Raw genomic sequence first — 17,625 nt, 5'->3', positions numbered from 1 at the left:
CGGAGGGGGACGGGCCTGAATGGTTTTTTGTTTAGGATTCCGGGGGCCGAAGGCCATCGAAGTGCGCCTCCAGACTGTCCAGCTGCTTCAGGTTTGCCCTGACGAGACGGCGCATGTGAGTGAGGTTTGCATTCATGATACGCACTATCTCAAACCCGGCTTCGGTCTCCTCAATGATGGGCCTCTCCCAGTCGTGAGCGCGGTTAAATGCGGGTTTTGAGTACCGGTGTTTCAGGGCTCGGCGGATGTGTTCACTGAAAACCGCATGCCCCTTACCGTTTTTCACTCTTACGAAGGTGTTGTAATACCAGTGCATTTCCAAGCTGCCGTGCAGCATTCTCACCCGGCAGCCGTGATGGCCAGGGTAGCCTCTCGTTTCCTTGGTTCGATGAGCCTCATTATGCGCCCAGAAATGATCCGACAGCCGCTGAGCGAGGTAGCGTAGGCGTGCTCGCTCCATATCCAGGCTTTTGGATAGCGATTGTAAATACTGTCTGCATTGATCAAGCGCCATTCGGCGTCCCTGGTGATGGTCAAACTCCCCGGCGCGCGCCACCTCATGCCACTTATCGGTGATTTCCTGAATGGTTTTGGGTTTGCTCATTAGCATTCTCCTGTTGGTTGATGTTCAAGAGAAATGCTACTGGCCGCAGAGACAAACCCACGGGTCTGTAATTTGCCAATTTGGGCAAAAGTAGCCGTTTACCCCAGATCATCTGGAATTTTTATCGACCGGGCGGCGTCCTTTAAATTTCCGGTTGAGAAATGCTTCCAGCCGGTCAGCGTTCAGGTATGTGATGCCGCAGATCGCCAGAATAACGGCGACAAAGCCGAGGAAAGCAATGAGTGTGACGGACATATCGATCATGTGAGTTCTCCTGTTTTCGTTCTTTGAGTACAAATTGCAGCCGATGCTGCATCTGACTGCCTTTGTTCCTTTGCGACAGAGGCAATCAGATGGCGCGAACAACCCAGGATGTCCTGGATTTCGCTATAGCTATGGCCGGTGCGCAGTAAACTAGCGATGTGTTGCCGCCTCTTCAGATCAGGTTGACGCCCCTGATACTTACCCTCGCTGCGGGCCTTGTTGATCCCCTGGTTTTGGCGTCGACGCCTATCCACGTAATCTTTGCGGGCTACCGCTGCCAACATGTCGAGCATCATGCTGTTGACAGCGGGTAAGATAGAGTCGGTAAAGCTGGTGTTGTCTTTCTTGTCCAGTGCCAGCCAACTCGTTGGTAACTCGGGCGAGACAATCGCCAATCGCTTGGCGGCCAGCTTCTGCTTGAGCGTATCCCAGTCCTGCTGTTTCAGGCGGGCAAGCCGGTCTATCTGTTCTACTAGCACAATGTCACCTTCACCGGATTCGGCAATCAGTCGCATCAGTTCGGGGCGATGCAATGTGGCACCGGAGACGTTCTCGGTATAAAAGGCAGCAATGCGCTGACCGTGTTGCTCGGCAAACTGGATTAGCGATGCTTTGGCCCGCTCGGCATTTTGTTCCGGGGTCGATGCTCTCAAATAGGCGCGTATAAACATTAAGGCCTCCTCAGTCTGTTATAAGTGGTTCCGCTTGGCCGGACTGTTTTAAATGGTTCCTTGTCATGTTGAACGGCCTGAATTGTTGGTTCTCATGATGTGTACCCATAAGGAATCACCTCAAGAGTCGAAAAACTGCCCGAACGGATCATCCTCTCGGAGGATCGGATTGACTCTGAAGTCATCGAACAGATCGCCTGCGCCTTCTTGACTCCCGGTGTCGGAGGTTGTCGTGCTGCTTGGACCTTCTTCCCTACCACCGCCTCGACCAAACGACGCCATCTTTTTCTCGAATTCAGGAAACGTCATTTGCCCATCGAGTCCCTTGGCGAAAACCGTCTTGTAAGCATCGACTGCGGCCAGTGCGAAGCTTATGAATAGTGCGACCACCCAGAGCGCGAACAATAGATACCATGCGTAAAGTGCTGCATCGGTACCTCTAAAGGCGAGCTCCACAACGCCGATCCCGGCGAGCCCCACTGCTACTATTTTTGTCACCCTCACCATGGTTTCAGTCCCCGATAGTTCTTTACTTCGAAGCTATCAGAACCTGAGAAAATGCAAGTTTTGATCGGCGTCAGGCCGCTCTGGCTTGCCCGGCCAGCCATGGCAGTTTCACTTTGTTGTAGGTATCGTTCGTCATCACCCTCAAATCTTCCACGTCCAGATGTGGAACCAGCAACGCCGTGCCTTGGTATCGAACTCGCGGGAAGTTGGTTGGCTGGAATACGCCATGAGGGAGGTCGTCCTCATCGCCCAGCCACTGTCTGAGCCGGAGATCGATACACCAGCCCTGTTCAAGCTCGATCCAACAATGGGGAGCAGTGACCATTCGGCTCAGTCGGTCCTCTGCGTATCCGATACGGCATTGATGGAAGATGCCTTGCTCTCTCAGGGCATTGCTGATCACAGAGGTCATGCAGTCGCTATCGATTTTGGCGTCTTCAAGCGGCAACAGCGCGAACTCCAGTTGATCATGCCAGTCATTCATGATCTGGCTCCTTGAACATCAGTCGCTGCCCCTGCTCGTACAGCACAGGGTACGGTAGCGGTTCGCCATCCTGGGTGACGGTGCCGGGAGGAAAGTACACCACCATCCAGGATGGTAAGGCACCACTGATCGTGCGGTAGAACTCGTCCACAGGGAAGCTGAGTTGCTCATCTGACTGCCGGAAAACAAGGCGGGAATAATTCTCTGGATGATTAGCCGCAATGTTGTAGCTTTCAGGCTCAGCGCCTTCCACGTAGGCCGGAGACTTCCAGCGATTCGGCGTTTTGATGTTGTAAGCAACCACACATTGACCAGCACCGCATCCATGCTCAGTGCTTTCAATCGACCAGAGCATCAGTGGATGGCCGTCAATCTCAGGCGTTTCCACGTTACTGAGTTTGGTGGCACTCAACGCCATATCATTGGCAGCTAGCCGGATGGCCTGGTCAACCAGATCTACATACTGCTCATAGGCCTGAGCCTCTGAAGTGGCCATAGACGCAGGCATCCATCCCATCAGGCTTGGTCTCGCCGATGGATTGTCCGGTGTCATCAGGATGTCGGTAGCGTTGAACAAAAACGTCTGGCTACCCGATAGATGTCGAAGCGGTGCATCGAATGAGGTCGCCAGGCTGGCGAGATCCAGTAATGGCACCAACATGCCTTTATTGTAGGAGCGGGTACCATCCTCAGAATCCCGCAAGTCCATATCGTAGATGCCACCGGCTCTCGCCAGGTTTAAGGCCCGAGACTCTTCCGGATTGTAAGCTCGTGGGGTAGCCGCGCAGCCAGCCAGGGCAGCGGCCAATATTGCTGTAGTTAAGGGTGCTAATCTTTTCATTATGTCCTCCTGCTTTTATTAAATATTCTCATGAGATTGATAATATGCAAGAGGAAACTAAAGATAATATTTATAAATCAATGGTTTGCACTAACAGAGCCGGAGTTGGCTATGAACGTTCGTATTTTGGTGTTTTCACTGGCGGGAGCGGGACCCCGCGCTGAGTCTGCTGATTCGGTACTGGCGCTTTCGACAAGGAGATTACCTAATGAATCAAATCATTGATTTAACAGACGTGAACTTTGAGCAATCCGTGGTCCAGAGTGATCGGCCAGTGTTGGTCGATTTTTGGGCTCCGTGGTGCGGCCCCTGCAAAACTGTTACGCCGATGCTGGAGGAAATTGCTGATGAGCTGGGCGATCAGTTAACCATCGCCAAAGTGAACGTGGACGAGAGTCCGTAGATTGCTGCCAAGATGCGTATTCGGAGCATCCCGACTCTTGCTCTTTTTAATGAGGGCGGTGTAATTGCACAGAAAACAGGTGCCGGAAGTTTGAGTGAATTGAGAGCCTTTCTTAAAGGTAACTTATTAAGTGCATAGTACAAGCCTCCTGCTTGGGCGGTTTTTTTGCATCTCGGGAAAAGTCTGATGAAAACCCAAGAACTGCAACTGTTGTACGTGTTGGATGCCATCATGACAGAGCGTTCAGTGACTCGCGCGGCCGATCGTCTCGCTATGACACAGCCGGCAGTGTCCAATGCTATTTCCAGAATGCGTCAAATTTGGAACGATCCTTTATTTGTACGCAAGGGCAGGAACATCGAGCCAACCTCCTATACCTTGAGTCTCTGGGACCTGGTTAGTGATCCTATGTTTGCGCTCATCAACGCGGTCAGTGCGACACAGTTTGATCCAGGAACCTCGAAACACAGGTTTCGAATTGCAGTAACCGATATGTTCGTGGAGTTGGTCTGGCCTCAGCTGATTGAACTGCTTGAGCGTGAGGCGCCGGGAGTGGACGTCCATGCCGTTCCGTACACGCTGGAGGGAACGCACCATGATCTTAGGGAAGCTCATGTTGATCTGGCTATAGGTGTTCTCACTCAGCACGACCATAGTCTACGAAGTACGTGGTTATTCGAGGGTAGCTATTTGCTCGCTATGCGTGGAGACCACCCGCTTGCCGGAAGACCAATTATCATGGATAAGTTTCTGAGTGCCCGTCACCTAATTGTAACAATGTCAGGGGATGCGCACGGGTTCGTCGATAGTTATCTGAATAAGAAGGGACATAGCAGGCGTATAGCATCGACGGTAAATCATTTTTCGATTGTACCGAAAATATTGCGAGCGTCAGACTTGATTGCGGCAGTACCCGAGTTGATCAGTCAGGATTACGGTTTTGTGAACGGGTTGTGGATGGGTGAGCTTCCTTTCAGCGTGGATCCTACCAGCCTGTATCTAATCTGGCATGCTCGTGATCCCGGTATTGTCTGGTTGCGAACACACGTTGAAAGACTTCTTCAAGAGCGCTGGCATGACATCATGACCAAGTCCCCATGCAGCCACCTCACCTCCAAAGCGATTGCATAGGCAAAGCATTCTATCGATCAGAGCCATGCTTGCCGGAAGACTGTTTGATTGATCAGGGCGGTCCTTAAGACCGCCCTTTCTCAACTGGTAACGGGAATAACGCTTGTGCTCGAGGCAACAAAATATTACGCCAACTTGTACACACCACCCCTGGCAATAGCCGATTGATAAGCAGGTCTGGAGTGAAGTCGTTCAAGCCAGGCTTGCAGATTGGGGCGCTGGCTCAGTAATTGAAAAGACTTGGCAACTTCACCAATAAAGCTCATCTGAATGTCGGCGGCACTAAACGTATCGTTCACCAGATAGCTTTGTCCTTTCAGTGAGTTTTCGATAAAGCCCAGATGGTTGTCCAACTCGCTATTGATCCGCGGGTGTAGGGGGACGCCATTGTTGCCAAGAGGATCAACGTAAATTTTCAGGAGCAAAGGAAGCATTGCTGATCCTTCGGCATAGTGAAGCCATTGCACGTATTGATCATATTCCTTGGTGGTGCGGGGCGGCTGCAGGTCAGCCCCGTCATAGTGCCGGAGGAGGTAGTCAATAATCGCACCAGATTCATGGATGATGGATTGCCGATGTTCAATGACGGGAGATTTGCCTAGTGCGTGAATCTGAAATAATTCCTGTGGTGCCAAGTGGGTATCAGGGTCTCTTTTGTAGCGTTTAATATCGTATTCGAGGCCCAGCTCTTCGAGCAGCCAGAGAATCCTCTGCGAGCGTGAGTCATTTAGATGATGAACAATAATCATAATTTCCTTCCGTTTATGGTGTATGCAGATTGCTTCACTAGTTAAGGTGGCTGGGCGTAAAATGTCTTAAAGTCTTAATATCATGTATTATAGACGACTGGTCTAATGCTAGTAAATACTGAGTTCACAGGTACCATTCAGGGTTGCGGTAAAGAGGCTGGATAGAATAACTGGCTCTTGTGAAGTGTGATCTATTGACAACTTGCACAAATCCCGCCACAGCTACCTGGCAGCCGTCGGCGGGGTAAAATCTGGCCACGCTGTCACCACCTGACCGAGCCACACGATGAAGCAGATCTCTTTCGCCCAGGCAGAGCACCAGAACAAGAAGAAAGTGACCCGCCGCGAGCGGTTCCTGGCCCAGATGGAGGCGCTGGTGCATTGGCAACGGCTCATCGACGCGCTGTCGCCGTCCTACTTCCCGAACGCAGCGGGCAAGCGCGGCCGCCCGCCTATTGGCTTGTAGCGCATGCTGCGGATCTACTTCTAGCAACAGTGGTATGCGCTCGCAGACGAGGCGCTCGAAGATTCAATATACGATAGCCAGGCGATGCGTGACTTCGTGGGTATCGATTTGGCCATCGAGAGCGTACCGGACGCGACCACGCTGCTGCGCTTCCGTCATCTGTTGGAGAAGCATGCGCTGACCCAGCGGTTCTTCGAAGAGATCAACGCCCACTTGGCTGAGCAGGGCCTGTTCATGCGCGAGGGCACCATCGTGGCTGCGGCTCCTTCCACCAAGAACAAGGCCAAGCAGCGCGATCCGGAGATGAAGCAGACCAAGAAAGGCAACCAGTGGTACTTCGGCCTGAAGACCCATATCGGCGTCGATGCCGTCACCGGACTGACTCACAAAGTCGTCGCGAACTCGGCCAACGTCGCCGATGTCACCATGGCCGATGCTCTGGTCCGGGAGAATGACAAGCGGGTATACGGCGACGCGGGTTACACCGGCATGTGGAAGCATCTCGACGAAGAGAAGGATGCCCCGGATTCCAAGTGCTGCATTGCCGCCAAGCGCGGCGCGATCAAGAAGATGGACGACAGCCCGATGAAAACGCTCCTCCTGGCAATCGAGAAGTCCAAGGCCAGCATCCGCGCCAAGGTGGAGCACCCGTTTCATGTCATCAAGAACCTCTTCGGCTACCGGAAGGTTCGCTACAAGAGGTTGGCCAAGAACGAGGCCCAACTGTTCACCCTGTTCGCCCTCGGCAATCTGGTGCTGGCAGGACGATGCTCAGGACTTACCGACGGGGCCAATGCGTCTTGAATCTGGCTTGGCAGCCGGATACCCCGGCTGCCAGGGAAAGCAAACCAGCTGAGGTGGTCAGCAGGTGGTCGCTGATCGCTTCATGTGCCCATGACTGAATTGTTCAGCGGTTCCCTAGACAATTGGTCTAGTGCGGCCTAAAATCACCCCATGGAATCAAAAACAGTTTCTCATGATGTGCGAAAGCACGTTCTTAAAACGGCAGAAGTCATCATCAGTGGTAAGGGCTTCAGTGCTGTTGGATTAAATGAAATTTTGAAAGCCTCTGGTGTTCCCAAAGGGTCTTTCTATCACTACTTTGGGTCTAAAGAGGCTTTTGGTGAGGAGCTTCTCAAAAGCTATTTTTCTGAATACCAGAGTTCCCTGGATTCGTTGTTGTCCCGCCCCGGCATGTCGGGGGCTGAGCGTCTTCTGAGTTATTGGGAATCCTGGTTAGAAACGCAATCCACGTGTGACCCCAAAGGCAAGTGTTTAACGGTAAAGCTTGCAGCCGAAGTTTGCGATTTATCAGAAGCCATGCGCAACGTATTAGCCAGAGAGACTGGTCGGGTTATTGCCAGACTAGCGCAAACCGTCGAGGAAGGAATCTCGGATGGGTCTCTGCCAGCCACACTTAACCCCAGAGGAACGGCTACTACTCTTTATCAGCTTTGGTTAGGCGCCAGTCTGCGTGGCAAGATCACCCGTGACCGGGAGCCGATGGAGTCCGCTTTGGAAGCGACCAAGGTGTTGCTGGGCCAAACCTGACTTTTTTTGAACTAAAACTATACGACCGGTCTACTTATTCTTGGAGAAAATGCTATGAAAACAGTCACTCTTCATGCTCCAGGTGGGCTTGATTCACTGGAGCTAAGAGACACTCCAGACCCGGGTCAGCCGGGACCGGGGCAGATACGGGTTGCAATACGTGCCACCTCTCTGAATTACCATGACCTGTTGGTCGCGAATGGTAGTATCCCGACGGAAGACGGTCGGATTTTAATGTCAGACGGGGCCGGCGTTGTTGAGGCCGTCGGTGAAGGCGTCACAGAGTTCCAGATAGGTGATCATGTTGTTTCCGGTTTTTTCCCTCAGTGGCAGGACGGGCAAGCCTACGACAGAGTTGGAAATTTTGCAGAAACACCGGGCGATGGCGTCGATGGCTTTGCTGCAGAGTACGCGGTTCGCGCAGCCACTGATTTTACTCACGCTCCTGCTGGGTGGAGTCATGCGGAAGCGGCGACTATCACTACTGCGGGATTAACAGCGTGGCGCGCTTTGGTTGTAGAGGGCAACTTGAAGGCTGGTCAAAGCGTTTTGGTGCTGGGAACCGGCGGGGTCTCAATCGCAGCTCTGCAAATTGCCAAAGCAATGGGGGCCAGGGTCATTGTGACCTCTTCGTCAGATGCAAAGCTCGCAAGGGCTAGAAAGCTCGGAGCGGATCAAACCATTAACTATCGACGTTGTCCGGATTGGGGGCATGAGGTTCTCTCATTAACCGAGGGTCGAGGCGTCGACCATGTTGTTGAAGTAGGTGGGCCTGGTACTCTCAGTCAGTCTTTTCAGGCGGTTTGTGTAGGCGGCCACATAGCCCTGATAGGTGTTCTAACCGGTCGTGAGGGCCAGGTTCCTACGGGGCTGCTCATGGCGAAGCAGGCCCGGCTTCAGGGTTTGATTGTCGGTAATCGGCGGCAACAACAGGACTATATTGCCGCTCTTCAGCAAAATGATCTGCGCCCGGTGATAGATCAAAGCTTTCGTCTGGACCAATTAGCGGAGGCATTTGCCGTTCAACAAAGTGGCGGTCATTTTGGCAAGATCGTTGTTGAGTGGTGAGAGCTGTCGTGACGGCTAATCGGGTGATGTTGCGTCCGAGGCTCGGTTAGGGAAGCTGCGAATAAGTCCGCCGCATGGGATAATGCCCGCTGCACACGATTGAGGACGCCCCGATGGATCAGCAACTTACATTCGCGGACAGCGAGTTCAGCAGCAAGCGCCGTCAAACCCGCAAGGAAAAGTTTCTGGGCCGAATGGACAAGCTGATCCCGTGGGCGCGTCCCGAAGCCGTCATCGACCCTCATTATCCCAAGGCTGGCAATGGCCGTCGACCGTATCCCTTGTCTACAATGCTTCGCATTCACTGCATGCAGCAGTGGTATAACCTCAGTGACCCCGCCATGGAAGATGCGCTGTATGAGATCGCGTCCATGCGGCTGTTTGCTCGATTGTCATTGGACAAGGCCATCCCCGATCACACCACTATCCTGAACTTCCGTCATCTTTTGGAGCGCCAAGGTCTGGCTCGACAGATTTTTGAAGAAGTAAACCAATGGCTGTCTGAAGCCGGAGTCCTGCTGAAAGAGGGCTCACTGGTCGATGCCACCATCATCGAATCTCCCAGCTCCACCAAGAACAAAACGGGCGAACGCGATCCCGAGATGCACCAGACCAAAAAAGGGAATCAATGGCACTTCGGGATGAAGGCTCACATCGGGGTTGATGCCCCTACCGGCATCACGCACAGTTTCACGACAACTGCGGCAAACGAACACGACCTCAATCCGGCCGACCAGCTTCTGCACGGTGAAGAAACATTCATCTTTGCTGATGCGGGTTACCGGGGCGCCGAAAAGCGAGATGAGCTGAAAGATGTCAGCGCGGGCTGGTACATCGCCGAACAGCCAGGAAAGCTGAAGACACTCAAACAACACCCTCGGATCAATAAGGTCAGAATCCGCACCGAGTATCTGAAAGCCAGTATCCGTGCGAAAGTTTAGCATCCGTTTCGGATCATCAAGTGCCAGTTTGGTTTTGTAAAAGCCCGCTACCGTGGCCTGAAGAAAAACGACTGCAAGTTGGCCATGCTGTTCGCGCTGGCCAACGTTGTACGGGTGGACCAGATGTTGAGAGCGCAAGGTTAATCCGCCTGTACTGCCTGAAAAGGCGGTTACAGAGGGTTAAAAAGGGTGAAAAGTGCTGAATTTTTGCCTCTAAGGCAGTGATAACGACGTTTCAGAGCCTTGAGTCGGACTTATTCGCAGCTTCCTTAGCATTAGGCTAATGTGAAGCGTTGTCTCTTTGCCGTCCAGCACACTGGTGTTGAGGCGGCTTTTTTGGGTCTAGATATTCGGAAACTCTTGCTGAAGAAGGGTCAGTATCCAACTGTGCAGCGGATCCTGACTGGAACGAGAATGCCAGGCTGCGATCACATCGAAACACGGAGGCGATTGGTCGAGCTCGATCTCTTTCACCAGTGGGTTTGGCAAAATGCGTGATGGTAGGAATGCGATGCAGTCGGTTGATGCCACGCAAACCGGTGCGGCAGAGAAGCTTGGGACAGACATAACGACATTGCGTTTATAGCCATTACTGGCAAACCACTCATCGGCTGAGCCGATCAGGTTGGCTCGTGTCGGAGAGACAATGAGTTGGGGCAGTCCGGCAACGTCACCTATCGTAAGTCGCCGGGCGAGCAAGGGAGAATCTTTTCGGGTTACGCAGACATGGTGTTCTGAAAAAAGCCATTGCGTCTGACAGCTTTCAGGAACAAATGCCGGAAAAGTCAGCGCGAGGTCCACGTCTCCCGATGCCAGTAACGCATAGAGTCGATCACTTTCAAAATCTCGCACGATTAACTTCAATCCCGGTGCCAGCTTTCGTAACTTCATCATCAATCTTGGCAATACAACCGCTACAGCGTAATCCGTCGCTGAGATCACGTAGGTCGTTTCCACAGTGGTCGGATTGAAGTCGTCAGGCGCCATCAAACGATCAAGACTCTCAAAAACAGCGTTAACTCGTGGTTCTAGCTGTTCAGCAAGTGGCGTGGGTATGACCCCTTGTCCGGATCGTATGAACAGTCGATCCTGAAAGATATCTCTGAGTTTACTGAGCTGAGCGCTGACGGCTTGTTGGGTCATGCCCATCTGACTCGCGGCTCGCGTGACATTCCTCTCTTTTAACAGAATTTTGAACACTCGCAGCTGCTTCAGGTCGACTCGGTTAATATCACTCATATTTGTATCTATCACCAATAAATACTGTTTCTATTTGTTATTATATCCGCATAGCATGCTCTTGTCATGACTCGCCACCCAGCGGCCTGGAATCTAGACACCGGTCTGTTATGGGTGACGTGTTGATCCTATGCTGCGATAAGGTGAGAGCATTTCATGAGTCATAGTACTGGTAACGAATTGATTCAACGGTCAATAAAGACCGACTATAAGATGTTCATTGACGGGCGCTGGGTGACAAGTCTGTCCGGACGTTCTTCTCCTTCGATTAACCCGGCCACAGGCGCCGTGTTGACCAACATACCGATGGCCAACAAAGAAGATGTTGATGCTGCAGTGAAATCAGCGCGTAAAGCGCTGGCTGTTTGGGGTCAAACATCTCCCCAGGAGCGTCAACAGGCGTTGCTTGCAATTGCGAGCAGACTCGAAGCGCGAGCAGAAGAGTTTGCAATCCTTGAGACGCTTGACAATGGCAAGCCGGTCCGAGAAACCAGACAGATTGACGTCCCCCTGGCGATTGATCATTTTCGGTATTTTGCCGGTGTGATTCGTTCTCACAGCGATGAAGCTGTGCAGCTCGATAACAACACATTGAGCCTGGTGTTAAATGAACCTGTTGGTGTGGTTGGCCAAATCATTCCCTGGAACTTTCCGCTATTGATGGCAGCCTGGAAATTAGCGCCCGCGCTTGCAGCTGGCAATACTGTTGTCATCAAGCCATCCGAGATGACGTCTATAACCCTTCTTACATTGGGTGAAATTCTCAATGATGTACTGCCACCAGGAGTCGTAAATATTGTTACCGGTCAGGGTGCAGAAGCGGGACAAGCTCTTCTTGATCACCCAGACGTGGATAAACTTGCTTTTACGGGATCGACGGCGGTTGGGTACCGCGTGGCGAAGGCTGCGGCAGAAAAGCTGATCCCGGCCACTCTGGAGTTGGGCGGTAAATCAGCCAACATCGTGTTTCCCGATGCCAACCTGGAGAAAGCCCTGGAAGGAGCTGCTCTCTCTATTCTTCTCAATCAGGGAGAGGTCTGTGAGGCCGGGGCCCGTTTATTCGTTCATCACTCCATCTTTGAAAAATTCATTGGAGCGCTAAAAGAGCGTTTTGAACAAATCAGAGTAGGAGATCCTTTGGATCCTCAAACCCAAATGGGAAGCCAGGTCAGTGAACAGCAGATGGCGAGGATTCTGGGGTATGTCGACCTGGCGTCGCAGGAAGGCCTCAATGTTCTTACCGGTGGAAAGCGCTTGACCGGTGGGGCGCTGGGCCGCGGAAGTTTTATCGCGCCGACCATCATCACGGGTGCATCAAACAATATGTCAGTGGCTCAGGAAGAGATTTTCGGCCCAGTGTTGGTGGTTATGTCATTTGAGGATGAAGCTGATGTTATCGCGTTGGCGAATGAATCCGATTATGGCTTGGCCGGGGCCGTCTGGACTCAGGACATCAATCGGGCCCTGCGAGTAGCTCGTGCAATTAAAACTGGACGGATGTGGGTCAACACTTATCACGAATTGCCCGCGCACGCACCCTTTGGTGGATATAAAAAATCTGGTATTGGCCGCGAAACTCACAAGATGATGCTCGATAGTTACACCGAGAAGAAAAACATAATCATCAGCTTGAATGAGTCCACGTACGGCCTATTCTAGGGGCTTTTAGAGAGACCCTAAAGCAACATTAGAAACATACTTGAAAGGAATTAAAGTGATGAATGTAAGTTCTCTTTTTGAGTCGGTGAAATTGGGCCGTTTAAATCTGAAAAATCGCATTGTTTTGCCCCCTTTGACGCGATCAAGAAGTACGCAGCCCGGAAACATTCCAAATGATCTCATGGCCACCTATTACGCTCAGCGAGCCACAGCCGGTTTTATGGTAACCGAAGGCGTGCAGATTGAGCCGCGAGGTCAAGGCTATGCCTGGACTCCAGGTATCTTTACCGCAGAACAGATCGAGGGCTGGAAAAAAGTGACCCGCGCTGTTCATAGTCAGGGTGGCACAATTTTTTGTCAATTGTGGCACGTAGGACGGGTTTCCCATCGTTCGCTGCAGCCTGATGGGCAGGCACCTGTTGCCCCATCCGCGATTCGCGCCGAAGGCGTAAAAGTTTTTGTTGAAACAGGGCCTGGGACGGGCGCGTTGGCAGATCCTGACGAGCCTCGTGAGTTAACCACGGCGGAGGTGCAGGAATTAGTTGCTATGTATGCGCGTGCAGCTCGTAACGCTGTTGAGGCCGGTTTTGATGGGGTAGAAATTCATAGTGCTAATGGCTATCTGGTCAATCAGTTTATCTCGGAGCATTCAAATCACCGGACCGACCAGTACGGCGGAAGCCTGAAAAACAGACTCCGGTTTCTTGAGGAAATCGTGTCTGCTATTTCTGCAGAGGTAGGCGCGGAGCGCCTTGGGGTACGTTTTGCTCCATTGTTCGAGAGTACCGAGGAGGAACGAGTATATCTGGGGCTGGTTGAATCAGACCCGCATGAAACTTATCTGGAGGCTGCAAAGCTTCTGGAGAAGCGGGGGGTGGCCTATATCTCTATTGCCGAAGCGGACTGGGACAACGCACCAGAGCTTCCGGAAAGTTTCTGCGTGGCTCTGCGAAACGCGTTCAGCGGTGTTTTGATTTTTGCTGGCCGTTACACGCCTGAAAAAGCAATTCGCATGCTTGAGGCAGGTTATGGTGATCTGTTCGCTTTTGGTAAACCGTTCATAGCGAATCCTGATCTACCTGATCGAATTCGGAAGGGCTTGCCCTGGAACGATGTAGATCCGACAACGATGTACGGTGGAACTGATAAAGGATATACCGACTATCCGACTGTTGGGTCCCATCTCGATTCCCTCTCCAGAGAGAGTGTTACTGAACAGGTTTAAACAATGTCCCATGCAAATCCTCTTCCGAATCGGAAGGGGATTTGGTTGTTTTAAGTCCCGATGTACGAAGAGGGCGAAATCATACTTTCAGCAAAATTCATCATTTCAGGTGATGGTAAGCATATAGCGCCGTAATTATTCATATGAAAATCATTCCTTGATAATCAATCAGCAATAGTAGATCGGCACGTTCAATAGTTTGAATTTTAGCCTCTCATCTGCTGCATCGTTGGAGTTCACGTCCGTTAAGGAAATGACCGATGAGTATTCATAGTACTGACCTTCTAGAGTGTATTGATTTGCGTAACCAAGCTGGTGAGGAAGAGGGGAGGTTTCCCAAGCGCTGGTATAAGCCCGTCACTGCAGTGATTCACAGCCAGAATGGTGATAAGCGAGTGATGAAGAAATACCCTAACGGAGTGTTTCCTTTATCATTGTATTTTCGTATGTTGGCGAATCATGAATACCGAATGCTCATTAGGGCGGATGGAGCCGCGTTCACCCCCAGTTTGGCAAGCCGTTGTTCTGACGATCCGTGGACGATCACATATCGATATATCGATGGCATCGGTTTGAAAGATGCCTTCAGAAAATCAGCGATTCCTGAAGATTTCTTCGTGAAGCTCTACGTATCTGTGCAGCAGTTGCATCGGTACGGCATTGTCCATCTGGACCTGGGTAATTCTGGTAACGTGTTGTGCTCGACTTCCGGGGATCCCAAAATAATCGATTTTGGATCTGCTCTTCCTCTGTATCTGCTCCCTCGTTCTATCGGAAGCTGGGCACGCAAGAGAGACTTGCTGGGTGTATTAAAGCTCTGGTATCGGTTTGATCGGAGGAGCATGCCAGAGGCTACGCTCAGATTTTTTCGGACAAACTATAAAAAAAATATCTACACCCCAAAGCGCTTTCTAAAAGCGTTGAAGCGCTGTTTGGCTAATCCCTCGCAAGCTCGGCAAGGGTCGTCGCCCGTAGCCGCCATTGTCGGGTTGTTCATTTCTCTGCTTTTGTTGACGTTCATCATTTAACGTGATGTTAGGACCTTATCTTGAGCTGTTTCTTGACGGAGCTATACGACCGGTCTAATCTATCGGTTTGATATCTTTTAGATTTAATGGCGACAAGAGGGCACCATGCAGACGGTGAAAGTAAACAATCAGACCCATGTTGTGGATGTGCCCGGTGACATGCCATTGCTCTGGGTGTTGCGGGACATTCTCAAACTGACGGGTACCAAGTTCGGCTGCGGGATTGCCCAGTGTGGCGCCTGTACGGTCCATATGGATGGCCAGCCCATCCGTTCCTGTGTCATGCCGGTGGGCGATGTCTCGGGCCGCGAGATCACCACCATTGAGGCCATCGGCGAGCAACCGCTGGCGCAAAAGGTCCAGCGTGCTTGGCTCGATCATGAGGTTGCCCAGTGCGGGTATTGCCAGTCTGGCCAGATTATGTCTGCGGTGGCGTTGCTGGCCAACAACAACCGCATCGACGATCACGCGATTGACCAGGCGATGGCGGGCAACATCTGCCGTTGTGCCACGTACACCCGGATTCGCAGTGCCATTCAGGACGTCAGCGAGAGTGTAGGAGTCTGGCAGCCATGAGCGATAACCATCTGACACAGGAAAGCGCATCCCGCCGGCAGTTTCTGAAAGGCAGCGCGGCGGCCATGGGCGGGCTTATGGTAAGCGCATGGCTGCCACCGTTTGCGCCCAAAAGTGCCGCCGCAGCGGCCGTCGCTACCCAAAAGGGCGCCCTGGGCGACCGCTTTGCCGAAGGCTTTGGTGCCTTCGTCCGGGTTGGACATGATGGCCGGGTTGCGGTGATCTCACCCAAAATCGAGATGGGGCAGGGCATTCACACCGGCATTGCCATGATGGTCGCCGAGGAGCTGGAAGTCGGGCTTGACCAGATTGACCTGCAGGAGGCACCACCTGATGCCGACCTCTATACCGACACGTTGCTGCAGTTTCAGGCTACGGGAGGCTCAACCTCGACCCGCTATACCTGGGAGCCTCTGCGGCGGGCCGGAGCGACTGCACGAATGTTGCTGGTTGAGGCTGCCGCCTCGGTCTGGAAGGTTGAGGCGGGGCAGTGCCAGGCCCGGGACGGTCAGGTGCTCGGGCCGGATGGTCAGGCGCTCGGTTATGGAAAGCTGGTAGATCTGGCCGCGACCTATCCCCTGCCCGAGACCGTGGAACTCAAGCAGCCGGAGGAATTCCGGCTGATCGGAACACCGGCGCAACGTCTGGATACCCCCGCGAAAGTGAATGGTGAGGCAAAATTCACCATTGATCTGGAAGTCCCGGGCATGCTGATTACCTCGGCCCGGGCCTGCCCGGTCTACGGCGGTACTGTGCGCCAGGTTTCTGATCGCGCAGCGCGGGCGATTCCCGGGGTAAAGGACGTTGTGGTTCTGGAGAATGCAGTAGCCGTTACGGCCACGAATACCTGGGCGTGTTTTGAGGCTCTCAAGGCCCTGGACATTGAGTGGGACTACGGCGCCAACCGTGAACTCGATTCCGCCCGGGTTGGTGAGAAACTGCACGAGGCCAGCCGCCGTGATGGGGTGGTGGCGGCCGAGAACGGCAACATTGACCAGTCACTGGATACGGCAGCGACGCAATTTGAGGCCGTTTATGAACAGCCGTTTCTGTCCCATTCCCCGCTTGAGCCGATGACCTGCGTGGCCCATGTGCAGGCGGACGGTTGCGATCTCTGGGTGGGTACCCAGGTGCCCGGCCTGGCACAGCAAACCGCCGCGTCGATCACCGGGCTCAGCCCGGAGCAGATCCGGATCCATAACCAGTGGATTGGTGGTGCGTTCGGGCGCCGGCTGGATTTTGATTTCATCACCCAGGCCGTCCAGATTGCCAGCAAGGTGGATTATCCGGTCAAGCTGACCTGGAGCCGGGAAGAAGACATGACCCACGATATGTACCGTCCCCGGTACGTTGACCGCATGACCGCCGCCATCGGGGACGATGGATATCCGGCGGGATGGCGCCATCGCATTGCCGGAGGTTCGATTATTGCGCGCTACCTCGGTGGCTTGCCAGACAATGGTGTGGATTTCGATGCCGTTGAAATCGCGGTGGACCCGGTGTACCACCTGGATGATCTCAAGGTCCATTATATTCGGGAGGAGCCGGAGGTGGTGCCCATCTCCTGGTGGCGAGGAGTGGGGGTGTTGCGGGGCATTTATGCCGTCGAATGCTTCATCGATGAGCTGGCTCACAACGCCGGGATCGACCCGCTGACGTACCGCAAAACACTGCTCCAGCATCGCCCCAGGGTAGTCTCGGCACTGGATCGGCTGGCTGGGCAGAGCAACTGGGGCGACCCTCTGCCCGAGGGCCGAGGGCGCGGCCTGGCGGTCGGTGAAGTGTTTGGCAGTGTGGTGGCGACAGTAGTGGAGCTGTCGGCGGTGGGCGACAAGGGCATCCGTATAGACCGCCTGGTGACGGTGGTGGATTGTGGCCTGGTAACTAACCCCACCTCTGTAAAAGCGCAAATGGAAGGCGGCACGCTGTTTGGGTTGTCGGCGGCGCTGTTCAATGAAATCGAGATCGAGCAGGGGCAAGTACAGCAGGAAAACTTCCACGAGTATCGCCAGTTGCGTATGGGCGAAGCTCCCTCGGTGGAAGTGGATATTGTGCCCAGCGCGGAGGCACCGGGAGGCGTGGGTGAAGCAGGTACTGCGCTGATTGGTCCGGCGCTGGTCAACGCTGTTCATGCCGCATTCGGTGATCGTGTGCGCCAGTTACCGCTGACTCGTTCAGGCTATTACATTGTTTAAGGGAGGCGCTGTGAGAACGCTGG

At 53.1% G+C, this 17,625-nt stretch carries 16 protein-coding genes and 3 pseudogenes; 11 read left to right on the top strand and 8 right to left on the bottom strand.

Annotation, left to right across the window (positions count from 1 at the left end; genetic code table 11):
• Positions 1 to 31 precede the first annotated feature (31 nt).
• From mobI to KUV86_RS07310, 6 genes are all read right to left on the bottom strand, one after another.
• The gene (gene mobI / locus KUV86_RS07335; protein WP_222484243.1) at positions 32 to 604 is read right to left on the bottom strand and encodes a conjugative transfer protein MobI(A/C); all 573 of its coding nucleotides are present in this window, start codon (positions 602 to 604) and stop codon (positions 32 to 34) included.
• 108 nt (positions 605 to 712) lie between these two features.
• Positions 713 to 868 carry a hypothetical protein gene (locus tag KUV86_RS07330; RefSeq protein WP_222484241.1) on the bottom strand — a complete coding sequence of 52 codons (156 nt, stop codon included), beginning with the start codon at positions 866 to 868 and terminating at the stop codon, positions 713 to 715.
• Complete coding sequence (locus tag KUV86_RS07325) at positions 865 to 1,539, bottom strand: recombinase family protein (RefSeq protein ID WP_222484239.1); 675 nt, start codon at positions 1,537 to 1,539, stop codon at positions 865 to 867. The genes KUV86_RS07330 and KUV86_RS07325 overlap by 4 nt, the downstream gene beginning before the upstream one ends.
• A 120-nt stretch (positions 1,540 to 1,659) precedes the next feature.
• Positions 1,660 to 2,046, bottom strand: a complete 387-nt coding sequence (locus KUV86_RS07320) for a hypothetical protein (RefSeq protein ID WP_222484237.1) — start codon at positions 2,044 to 2,046, stop codon at positions 1,660 to 1,662.
• A 70-nt stretch (positions 2,047 to 2,116) separates the two neighbouring features.
• Positions 2,117 to 2,530, bottom strand: a complete 414-nt coding sequence (locus KUV86_RS07315; protein ID WP_222484235.1) for a hypothetical protein — start codon at positions 2,528 to 2,530, stop codon at positions 2,117 to 2,119.
• Positions 2,523 to 3,371 (bottom strand): hypothetical protein, encoded by an 849-nt coding sequence (locus tag KUV86_RS07310; RefSeq protein WP_222484233.1) that lies wholly within the window; start codon positions 3,369 to 3,371, stop codon positions 2,523 to 2,525. Before KUV86_RS07310 ends, KUV86_RS07315 begins: the two co-directional genes overlap by 8 nt.
• 208 nt (positions 3,372 to 3,579) lie before the next feature.
• Here KUV86_RS07310 and trxA point away from each other — a divergent pair.
• Both trxA and KUV86_RS07300 read left to right on the top strand, forming a co-directional pair.
• A pseudogene (gene trxA / locus KUV86_RS07305) lies at positions 3,580 to 3,912 on the top strand (thioredoxin).
• Positions 3,913 to 3,960: 48 nt separating this feature from the next.
• Positions 3,961 to 4,905 carry a LysR family transcriptional regulator gene (locus KUV86_RS07300; protein ID WP_222484232.1) on the top strand — a complete coding sequence of 315 codons (945 nt, stop codon included), beginning with the start codon at positions 3,961 to 3,963 and terminating at the stop codon, positions 4,903 to 4,905.
• Positions 4,906 to 5,030: 125 nt separating this feature from the next.
• On the opposite strand, the gene KUV86_RS07295 is transcribed toward KUV86_RS07300, so the two are convergent.
• Complete coding sequence (locus KUV86_RS07295) at positions 5,031 to 5,654, bottom strand: glutathione S-transferase (RefSeq protein WP_110651752.1); 624 nt, start codon at positions 5,652 to 5,654, stop codon at positions 5,031 to 5,033.
• Between the two features lie 286 nt (positions 5,655 to 5,940).
• Between KUV86_RS07295 and KUV86_RS07290 the strand changes: the two are divergent.
• The 4 genes and pseudogenes from KUV86_RS07290 (at position 5,941) to KUV86_RS07275 (ending at position 9,824) form a co-directional block, all read left to right on the top strand.
• Positions 5,941 to 6,924, top strand: a pseudogene (locus KUV86_RS07290) (IS5 family transposase).
• Between the two features lie 150 nt (positions 6,925 to 7,074).
• Positions 7,075 to 7,671, top strand: a complete 597-nt coding sequence (locus KUV86_RS07285; protein WP_110651750.1) for a TetR/AcrR family transcriptional regulator — start codon at positions 7,075 to 7,077, stop codon at positions 7,669 to 7,671.
• Between the two features lie 54 nt (positions 7,672 to 7,725).
• On the top strand, positions 7,726 to 8,739 hold the full coding sequence (locus KUV86_RS07280; RefSeq protein ID WP_110651748.1) for a zinc-dependent alcohol dehydrogenase family protein: 1,014 nt from the start codon (positions 7,726 to 7,728) through the stop codon (positions 8,737 to 8,739).
• A 113-nt stretch (positions 8,740 to 8,852) separates the two neighbouring features.
• Positions 8,853 to 9,824: pseudogene (locus KUV86_RS07275) on the top strand (IS5 family transposase).
• Between the two features lie 198 nt (positions 9,825 to 10,022).
• Here KUV86_RS07275 and KUV86_RS07270 read toward each other — a convergent pair.
• The gene (locus KUV86_RS07270) at positions 10,023 to 10,919 is read right to left on the bottom strand and encodes a LysR family transcriptional regulator (RefSeq protein ID WP_222484231.1); all 897 of its coding nucleotides are present in this window, start codon (positions 10,917 to 10,919) and stop codon (positions 10,023 to 10,025) included.
• A 156-nt stretch (positions 10,920 to 11,075) separates the two neighbouring features.
• Between KUV86_RS07270 and KUV86_RS07265 the strand changes: the two genes are divergently transcribed.
• The 5 genes from KUV86_RS07265 (at position 11,076) to KUV86_RS07245 (ending at position 17,602) form a co-directional block, all read left to right on the top strand.
• Complete coding sequence (locus KUV86_RS07265; RefSeq protein ID WP_222484230.1) at positions 11,076 to 12,578, top strand: aldehyde dehydrogenase family protein; 1,503 nt, start codon at positions 11,076 to 11,078, stop codon at positions 12,576 to 12,578.
• Between the two features lie 58 nt (positions 12,579 to 12,636).
• Positions 12,637 to 13,803 (top strand): alkene reductase, encoded by a 1,167-nt coding sequence (locus tag KUV86_RS07260; RefSeq protein WP_222484229.1) that lies wholly within the window; start codon positions 12,637 to 12,639, stop codon positions 13,801 to 13,803.
• A gap of 260 nt (positions 13,804 to 14,063) precedes the next feature.
• Entirely contained in the window at positions 14,064 to 14,831 is a 768-nt protein-coding gene (locus KUV86_RS07255) for a hypothetical protein (protein ID WP_222484228.1), read from the top strand.
• 105 nt (positions 14,832 to 14,936) lie between these two features.
• Positions 14,937 to 15,407, top strand: a complete 471-nt coding sequence (locus KUV86_RS07250; RefSeq protein WP_206856383.1) for a (2Fe-2S)-binding protein — start codon at positions 14,937 to 14,939, stop codon at positions 15,405 to 15,407.
• The gene (locus tag KUV86_RS07245) at positions 15,404 to 17,602 is read left to right on the top strand and encodes a xanthine dehydrogenase family protein molybdopterin-binding subunit (protein WP_222484226.1); all 2,199 of its coding nucleotides are present in this window, start codon (positions 15,404 to 15,406) and stop codon (positions 17,600 to 17,602) included. The genes KUV86_RS07250 and KUV86_RS07245 overlap by 4 nt, the downstream gene beginning before the upstream one ends.
• Positions 17,603 to 17,625: the final 23 nt, after the last annotated feature.

This window comes from Halomonas sp. DP8Y7-3 (assembly GCF_019801675.1).
Classification (GTDB): Bacteria; Pseudomonadota; Gammaproteobacteria; order Pseudomonadales; family Halomonadaceae; genus Halomonas; species Halomonas litopenaei_A.
Note: the sequence above shows the minus strand (reverse complement) of the source record. Positions and strands in the feature narration are given on the sequence as shown.

What these genes read in the sequence shown, in the direction of transcription:
- KUV86_RS07250 (WP_206856383.1), top strand. Translation starts at nt 14,937, where the DNA reads ATGCAGACGGTGAAAGTAAACAATCAGACCCATGTTGTGGATGTGCCC.
- KUV86_RS07285 (WP_110651750.1), top strand. Translation starts at nt 7,075, where the DNA reads ATGGAATCAAAAACAGTTTCTCATGATGTGCGAAAGCACGTTCTTAAA.
- KUV86_RS07255 (WP_222484228.1), top strand. Translation starts at nt 14,064, where the DNA reads ATGAGTATTCATAGTACTGACCTTCTAGAGTGTATTGATTTGCGTAAC.
- KUV86_RS07280 (WP_110651748.1), top strand. Translation starts at nt 7,726, where the DNA reads ATGAAAACAGTCACTCTTCATGCTCCAGGTGGGCTTGATTCACTGGAG.
- KUV86_RS07310 (WP_222484233.1), bottom strand. Translation starts at nt 3,371, where the DNA reads ATGAAAAGATTAGCACCCTTAACTACAGCAATATTGGCCGCTGCCCTG.
- KUV86_RS07300 (WP_222484232.1), top strand. Translation starts at nt 3,961, where the DNA reads ATGAAAACCCAAGAACTGCAACTGTTGTACGTGTTGGATGCCATCATG.
- KUV86_RS07265 (WP_222484230.1), top strand. Translation starts at nt 11,076, where the DNA reads ATGAGTCATAGTACTGGTAACGAATTGATTCAACGGTCAATAAAGACC.
- KUV86_RS07260 (WP_222484229.1), top strand. Translation starts at nt 12,637, where the DNA reads ATGAATGTAAGTTCTCTTTTTGAGTCGGTGAAATTGGGCCGTTTAAAT.
- KUV86_RS07315 (WP_222484235.1), bottom strand. Translation starts at nt 2,530, where the DNA reads ATGAATGACTGGCATGATCAACTGGAGTTCGCGCTGTTGCCGCTTGAA.
- KUV86_RS07330 (WP_222484241.1), bottom strand. Translation starts at nt 868, where the DNA reads ATGATCGATATGTCCGTCACACTCATTGCTTTCCTCGGCTTTGTCGCC.
- mobI (WP_222484243.1), bottom strand. Translation starts at nt 604, where the DNA reads ATGAGCAAACCCAAAACCATTCAGGAAATCACCGATAAGTGGCATGAG.
- KUV86_RS07245 (WP_222484226.1), top strand. Translation starts at nt 15,404, where the DNA reads ATGAGCGATAACCATCTGACACAGGAAAGCGCATCCCGCCGGCAGTTT.
- KUV86_RS07270 (WP_222484231.1), bottom strand. Translation starts at nt 10,919, where the DNA reads ATGAGTGATATTAACCGAGTCGACCTGAAGCAGCTGCGAGTGTTCAAA.
- KUV86_RS07325 (WP_222484239.1), bottom strand. Translation starts at nt 1,539, where the DNA reads ATGTTTATACGCGCCTATTTGAGAGCATCGACCCCGGAACAAAATGCC.
- KUV86_RS07295 (WP_110651752.1), bottom strand. Translation starts at nt 5,654, where the DNA reads ATGATTATTGTTCATCATCTAAATGACTCACGCTCGCAGAGGATTCTC.
- KUV86_RS07320 (WP_222484237.1), bottom strand. Translation starts at nt 2,046, where the DNA reads ATGGTGAGGGTGACAAAAATAGTAGCAGTGGGGCTCGCCGGGATCGGC.